The following is a 7088-nucleotide window of genomic DNA, read 5'->3' as shown; positions in this document are numbered from 1 at the left end:
CGTCCCCCCCCCCCCCCCCCCCCCCCCCCCCCCCCCCCCCCCCCCCCCCCCCCCCCCCCCCCCCCCCCCCCCCCCCCCCCACAGCTGCTACAGAGCCGAACGCAGGCTTCGCCAGCTGCTACAGGGATCGTGCAACGGTGGGATGGCCGTAATGGTGAGCAATTTTAAGGAAACAATGTGATCACAGCCCTTGCCTTTTCGACGATCGAGGCCATCGACCGCAGTGCCTGGAATGCCTGTTTCCCCGCCGAACTGGAGGACTGGGATTACTATCGGGCCGTTGAACAGGCGGGCATTGCCGATTTTCAGTGGCGCTATCTGGCGCTGTATGAAGAGCAGGTGCTGGTCGCCGCAGCGGTGGCGTTCACCACCGCCTATGCGCTGGACACCACGGTTCAAGGCTTAGGCAAACGCGTCAGCGAACGCGTGCGCCGCTGGTGGCCGGGCCTGCTCGAGGTGCGCCTCTACGCCCTCGGTTCTCCGGTGGCCGAGCAATGCCATGTCGGCACAGCCCGACACATCGAACCCGCCCGGCGCCCGGTCCTGCTCGAGCAACTGTTGAACCTGGCGCGCAATGACGCCGATCAGGCCGGTATCGGCCTGCTCGCGGTCAAGGATGCCTCACATCGTGATGCGCAATGGTTGCAGGTCTGTCATGAGGCCGGTCTGCAAAGCATGCCCGGGCTGCCCAGCGCAGAACTGCCGATCAGTTTTGGCTCGGTGGACGCCTACCTCGGCACCCTCGGCAAATCCACCCGCAAAGACCTGCGTCGCACGTTGCGCGGGCAAGGTCCGAGGATCGAGTGGCGACGCTCTGTCGACGACCTGCTGCCGCGCATGATGCAGCTCTACGACGCCACCCTCGCCCGCAGCGACCTGACTTTCGAACGCTTGCCGCCGGCCTACTTCCACCAAGTCCTGGAACAGCTCGACGAGCGAGCCGCTTGCGTGCTGTATTGGCTCGGCGACGAACTGGTGGCGTTCAACCTGGTGCTGCTGGACGAGCAGCGACTGGTGGACAAGTTTTTCGCCCACGACCTGAGCCAGACCCGCGAGCACAACCTGTACGTACGCAGCTGGCTGGCCAATGTCGACTACTGTATTGAACACGGCATCCCGATCTACGCGTGCGGTCAGGCCGGCTATGCCAGTAAGCTGCGCCTGGGTTGCTCGTTTACCGGCAACACCGTGTTTTTCCGCCATCGCAACCGCGCGCTCGACGGCCTGTTGCGAGGGCTGAAAATGTTTATCCGCCCGGACCGATCCGACCCTGCCATGGCTGCTGCATTAAGCGAAGCATGATGACCAGACACCGACCCGCCAACGCCCGACCTTTCGCCCTTTCCGGCTGGAGCCTGCAGCGCAAACTGGTGCTGGCCTTCTGGCTGGTCAGCGTGGTTCCGACGATGATCGCCGCCGAACTGGCCGCCACCACCCTGTCGCAGATTTTCGACAGCAACGTGCGGATCTGGCTGCAGGAATCGACCAAGATCGTCGAGGACGAAATCACCGAGATCCTGCGCGATAACGCCCGGGTCGCACAGTTGCTCCTGCGTTATACGCGCCCGCCAACCGATGCCCCCTCGACTCAACGCGACAAACTGACCACCGACATCGCCGAAGCCATGGGCATCGACGTGGTCGCGCTGGTGCGCAATAGCGACCACAAAGTGCTGTTCAGCACCGCCACCGACGACATCGTCCGCCAGATCAGCACCGCCCCCAAAGCCGTGTTGCAGACCCTGCAAGTCGGCGGCGTCGCCATGGGCACGGTGGTCTCGACCTTCGAGACCGATCAGGACGGCGTCGATTACAAACTGGTGATTGCGACCTACCTCGACAGCAGTTTCCTCACCAGCGTGGCCGACGTGCATTCCCTCGACCTGCGCCTCTACCTGGCCAAGGCCGATGACTTCTCGGAGATTTTTTCCACCCAGCGCTTCGAGGATCATCCGGCGGCCGTGCCGGAAAAAATCGAACAGATCCTGCGCAACACCAAGCAGCCGATCGAGCAATTCACCAACCGCTACAGCGGTATCTACCGGCCGATTCTCAACGAAAACGGCGAGTTGCAAGGGGTGATTTTCAGTGGTCTGCTGCGCCACACCAGCCTGGTCGGGCTGGTGAACCAGAGCAACCTGTTCATCCTGATTTTCCTGCTCAGCTCGGCCGCCTCACTGGCGGTTGGCTGGCTGGTGTCACAACGTCTGACCCAGCCATTGCGCGAACTCTCCAAAGGCGTGCAAGCGGTGATCGCCGGGGATTATCGCCAACGCCTGGCGGTCACTGGCGGCGACGAACTGGCGGAATTGAGCAGCACCTTCAACCATATGAGCGAACGCCTCGGCGAGTTGCAGCACCTGGAATCACAACTGCGCCGCCGCGACCGCCTGCATGCGCTGGGTGAAGTCGCCATGGGCCTGGCCCATGAAATCCGCAACCCGCTGGGCATCATCAAGACCGCCACGCAATTACTCCACCGGCGCGCCGATTTGCCCGAGACCGACAAGCGTCATCTGGAATACGTTGTCAGTGAAGTCAGCCGCATCAACGACCTGATCACCGAATTCCTCGATTTCGCCAAACCCAGCGCGCCGATGCGTTCGACACAGCTGGCGCGGCCGCTGGTGGATGAATTGATCGGCTTTTGCGCCCCGGAACTGGCCAGCCACAACATCGATGTGCGCATCGACGATCAGGCCCCCGCCGCGACCCTGTATGCCGACGCGCGGCAACTCAAGCAGGCCGGCCTGAACCTGATCGTCAACGCCATCGACGCCATGCCCGACGGCGGACGCCTGACCGTGGCGATCAGCAGTGATTCGTCGTTCACCGTCATCAGCATTTCCGACACCGGCCAAGGCATCGAACCGGACATGCTCGAACGGATTTTTACGCCGTTCGTCACCACCAAGGCGTCGGGCACCGGGCTGGGTCTGGCCAAGGTCTTCTCGATCATGGAGAGTCATGACGGACGCATCGAGTGCGTCAGTGAAAAAGACGCCGGGGCCACCTTCACCCTGTACATTCCGGCCAACGGTGCAGACTTCGACGAGGGCAGCGATGACACATAACGTACTGGTGGTCGACGACGAGCCCAAGCTCTGCGACCTGCTGGCTTCGGCACTGAGTCAGAACGGCATTGTGGTGTTCACCGCCGGCAATGGCCTGCATGCGCTCAAGGTGCTGGAGTGCGAGGACATCGACCTGGTGATCAGCGACTGGCGCATGCCCGGCATGGACGGCCCGCAATTGCTGGCGGAAATCAAAACGCGTTTTCCACAGTTACCGGTGATCGTCATGACCGCCTACAGCACCGTGAAAAACGCCGTGCAGTCGATGCGCAACGGCGCCTTCGACTACATCGCCAAGCCCTTCGACATCGACGAACTGGACATCACCGTCAGCAAAGCCCTGCAATTTCGCGACATCCTCAAAGACAACCAGCGCATGCGCGCCGAACTCGACGAACACCAGCAGATCGACAGCCTGATCGGTGACAGCCCGAGTTTTCGGCGGGTGCTGCACGCGATCGATTCGGTGCGCGAAAGCAACGCAACGATTCTGCTGACCGGCGAAAGCGGCACCGGCAAGGAAATGGTCGCCCGGGCGATCCACAAACACGGCAATCGCGCCGACAAACCGTTTGTCGCGGTGAACTGTGCGGCGATCCCTGAAGGGCTGCTGGAAAGCGAAATGTTCGGCCACCGCAAAGGCGCGTTCACCGGCGCCGTGGCGGATCGGGTCGGGCGTTTCCTGCAGGCCGACAAGGGCACGCTGTTCCTCGATGAAATCGGCGAAATGCCGTTGGCCTTGCAAGCGAAAATCCTCAGGGCGTTGCAGGAACGAGTGATCGAACCGGTGGGCGATCCACGCGAGCGCAAAGTCGATGTGCGGGTGATCGCCGCGACCAACAAAAACCTGCTGGAGGCGGTGGCCAACAAGGAATTTCGCGAAGACCTGTACTATCGCCTCAACGTGTTCCCGATTCCCCTGCCCGCCCTGCGCGAACGAGTGGAAGACATCGCCCCGCTGGCCCGACATTTCGCCCACACCCTGGGCGCCACGGCGGGCAAACGCATCACCGGTTTCAGCCCGGCGGCGTTGCAGGCTATGGCCAATTATTCGTGGCCGGGGAACATTCGCGAGCTGCAGAACTGCGTGGAGCGCGCGACCATTGTCGCTTCGGGGGCGGTGATCGAAGACGATGATCTGCCGGCCTATCTGTTTGCCTCACGGCCCGCCGACAGTGGCGCGATTTTCAGCGAGGGCAGCAACGTGCCTTCGGACCTGGAAGCGGCGCTGGCGGAAGTCGAGAAGGCCTACATCCTGGCGGCCCTGCAACAGAGCAACGGCGTGCAGGCAGCGGCGGCACAGTTAATCGGAATTTCCGAGCGCAGCTTCTGGTACCGGCTGAAGAAACTGGGGATTCATGTGGACAAGATCGTACGCTGATCACGCAAACACACCGCCCCCTGTGGGAGCGAGCCTGCTCGCGATAGCGGTCGATCAGTCAACCATGATCTGGAAGCTGATGGCCCCTTCGCGAGCAGGCTTGCTCCCACAGTGACCGCGTTTGCCGGTCAGCTCACTGTGCCGCCCTTCGCTTCACTCATGATCTGCCGAATCGCGGCGACAAACGTTTCCACCGGCTGCCCGCCACTGACCGCGTACTGCCCGTTGAACACCACCGTCGGCACTGAACTCACCCCGCGCGACAGCCACAATTGCTCTTCCTCAAGCACCTCTTTGGCGAACTCGTCGGACGCCAGAATCGCCTCGGCCCGTTGCCGATCCAGCCCGACGCTTTCGGCAATCTGTGCCAGCTGACGGTGATCTGAAGGATTGCCGCCGTCGGTGAAATACGCCTTGAACAGCGCCTCTTTCAGATTGAACTGCAACCCTTCAAGCCCCGCCCAGAACAACAAACGATGAGCGTCGAAGGTGTTGTAGATGCGACTGTTGCCGTCCGTGCGAAAAGCAAACCCGACCTCGGCGCCACGCGAGCGAATCATCTCGCGATTCTTCTGCGATTGCTCAGGCGTCGAGCCGTACTTCTCGATGATGTGTTCAGTGATGTTCTGCCCTTCAGGGCCCATCTTCGGGTTCAGCTCGAACGGCTGAAAACGAATCTCGGCCTGGACCTCGTCACCCAGCAGATCCAAGGCCCGGGTCAAGCCATACAGGCCGACAACGCACCAAGGGCAGGACACGTCGCTGACGAAATCGATTTTCAAGGGGGCACTCATCACACACCTCGCAGACTGAAACACGCCGGAAAGTTCGAACGATACACCGACAGCCCTGAGTGCGCAGCAGATCACTTGTGGGAGCGGGCTTGCTTGCGAAAGTGGAGTGTCAATCGCATCAATGCTGAATGAACCGCCGCCTTCGCGGGCAAGCCTCGCTCCTACAAAGGCAAAAACAGGGCACACCCGCCGCTCTTCACCACTCATCAGGCCGAGCGTTAGCTCGCCTGCTTTTGATCCACCCGCCCCGTCGGGAGGCTGAGTGGAGGTGTTCATCTGGGGGCAGGCGCGTAGCGCCGTTCGACGCAGTCGAACACATCGAGAGGAGGTCGTCGCGAAGCAGACCGGAGGCGATGCGCCCAGATGAATACCGGAGCGAAGGAACGCCGAGCCTAAGCGAGGGGCCGGACGCTGGGGCAAGACTTTTTGGTTCCTTTTGTGGAGTTTGACAAAAGGGACTCGCCGTAAGGGCGAAACCGTAAGTGGCCGTTACCGCAGGAATGGATATGTACACCTGATAGAAAATGGTCGGCTATAAGGCCGCCTTCGCGGGCAAGCCTCGCTCCTACACAGGGATTTGTGGTGTTACAGCAGATTATGCTCAGCCACAGGATCAAGCTGCGCCCAATGCGAAGTGTCCTCCCGATGAGCCTGCAAATACGGCAACACCGCCGCCAGCAACGGCGCCTTGAACGCCTCCTGGAATCGATGCGCCAACCCCGGAATCAACCTCAACTGACTGCCGCGGATATGCGCCGCCAAATGCACCCCATGCATCACCGGCAACAACGGATCAGCCGTGCCATGCACCACCAACGTCGGCACCCGCAACTGATTAAGCAACGCCACCCGACTCGGCTCCGCAAGAATCGCCATGATCTGCCGCTTCACCCCCTCAGGATTGAACGCCCGGTCATAAGACAGCGCCGCCTGATGCAACAACGCCTGCCGATCATCACTCACCGTCGGGCTGCCCAGCGCCGCCAGCAAATCAGCCTGTTGCTCCAAAGCCACTTCACGATTCGGCGCCCCACGGCGTGACAGCAACTGCACCAACGCCGCACTGGGCGCCGGCAAGCCCTCAGCCCCCGAAGTGGTCATGATCAACGTCAGGCTCTCGACACGCTGTGGCGCCATGGCCGCCATGTGCTGGGCAATCATCCCGCCCATACTCGCGCCCAGCACGTGGAACTGCTCGACGTGCAACGCGTCCATCAACCCAAAGGCATCGTCCGCCATATCCGTCAGGGTATACGGCGCCGACACCGGCAGACCGAGCTTGTAGCGCAACACTTCAAAGGTCAGGTTGGCATCGACCGGCGCTTGCCGCCAGGTCGAGAGACCGACATCGCGATTGTCATAGCGAATCACCCGAAAACCCTGCTGACACAACGCGACCACCACCTCGTCCGGCCAGTGAATCAACTGCCCGCCCAGGCCCATCACCAGCAACAGCGCCGGGTCCGACGCACGGCCGATGCTCTGGTACGCCAGACTCACTTGCGCCAGATCGGCCCGTTCGGTCGGAACATTGACATCACAACGAGAGGCCGCAAAAGACGGCGGGCCGAACAACAAGGTGGCCATGAAAAGAACGGTTGATAAACAAAAAGCACGCATGAAAAAACACCAAAACGCAGAACCCCAGTAGAGCGCGAGTCTGATGAAGTTTGTTCAAGCGCGCTGCCACAGTTCCATGACAGTTTGATGAAGAGTGCCGAGCGGTCATCGACTATTGAAACGGCACAACGCGATAACTATGTACCGCCACGCCTTCCCACCCCTGATCTCTAATGGCCTGGACGCCGGCAAAGCCCGGCCCTTGCCCCTTGGAGACCC

5 protein-coding genes are annotated in these 7088 nt (G+C 61.5%); 3 read left to right on the top strand and 2 right to left on the bottom strand.

Annotated elements, in window-relative coordinates; genetic code table 11:
* Positions 1–177: 177 nt before the first annotated feature.
* Genes ACIPL2_RS24870 through ACIPL2_RS24860 form a run of 3 tightly spaced genes read left to right on the top strand, consistent with a single transcriptional unit; the run spans position 178 to position 4455 of the window.
* The gene (locus ACIPL2_RS24870; RefSeq protein ID WP_401360761.1) at positions 178–1302 is read left to right on the top strand and encodes a GNAT family N-acetyltransferase; all 1125 of its coding nucleotides are present in this window, start codon (positions 178–180) and stop codon (positions 1300–1302) included.
* On the top strand, positions 1299–3074 hold the full coding sequence (locus ACIPL2_RS24865) for an ATP-binding protein (RefSeq protein ID WP_401360759.1): 1776 nt from the start codon (positions 1299–1301) through the stop codon (positions 3072–3074). Before ACIPL2_RS24870 ends, ACIPL2_RS24865 begins: the two co-directional genes overlap by 4 nt.
* A complete protein-coding gene (locus ACIPL2_RS24860; RefSeq protein ID WP_401360757.1) occupies positions 3064–4455 on the top strand; it encodes a sigma-54-dependent transcriptional regulator in 1392 nt (463 codons plus the stop codon). Before ACIPL2_RS24865 ends, ACIPL2_RS24860 begins: the two co-directional genes overlap by 11 nt.
* 128 nt (positions 4456–4583) lie before the next feature.
* On the opposite strand, the gene ACIPL2_RS24855 is transcribed toward ACIPL2_RS24860, so the two are convergent.
* Positions 4584–5249: a DsbA family oxidoreductase gene (locus ACIPL2_RS24855; protein ID WP_401360755.1), complete on the bottom strand. Its 666-nt coding sequence runs from the start codon at positions 5247–5249 to the stop codon at positions 4584–4586.
* A gap of 585 nt (positions 5250–5834) precedes the next feature.
* Complete coding sequence (locus tag ACIPL2_RS24850; protein WP_401360753.1) at positions 5835–6869, bottom strand: alpha/beta fold hydrolase; 1035 nt, start codon at positions 6867–6869, stop codon at positions 5835–5837.
* Positions 6870–7088 lie beyond the last annotated feature (219 nt).

Source organism: Pseudomonas sp. NPDC086251 (assembly GCF_044746405.1).
Classification (GTDB): Bacteria; Pseudomonadota; Gammaproteobacteria; order Pseudomonadales; family Pseudomonadaceae; genus Aquipseudomonas.
The sequence above is the reverse complement of the archived record's forward strand: the minus strand, read 5'-3'. Positions and strand labels throughout refer to the sequence as shown.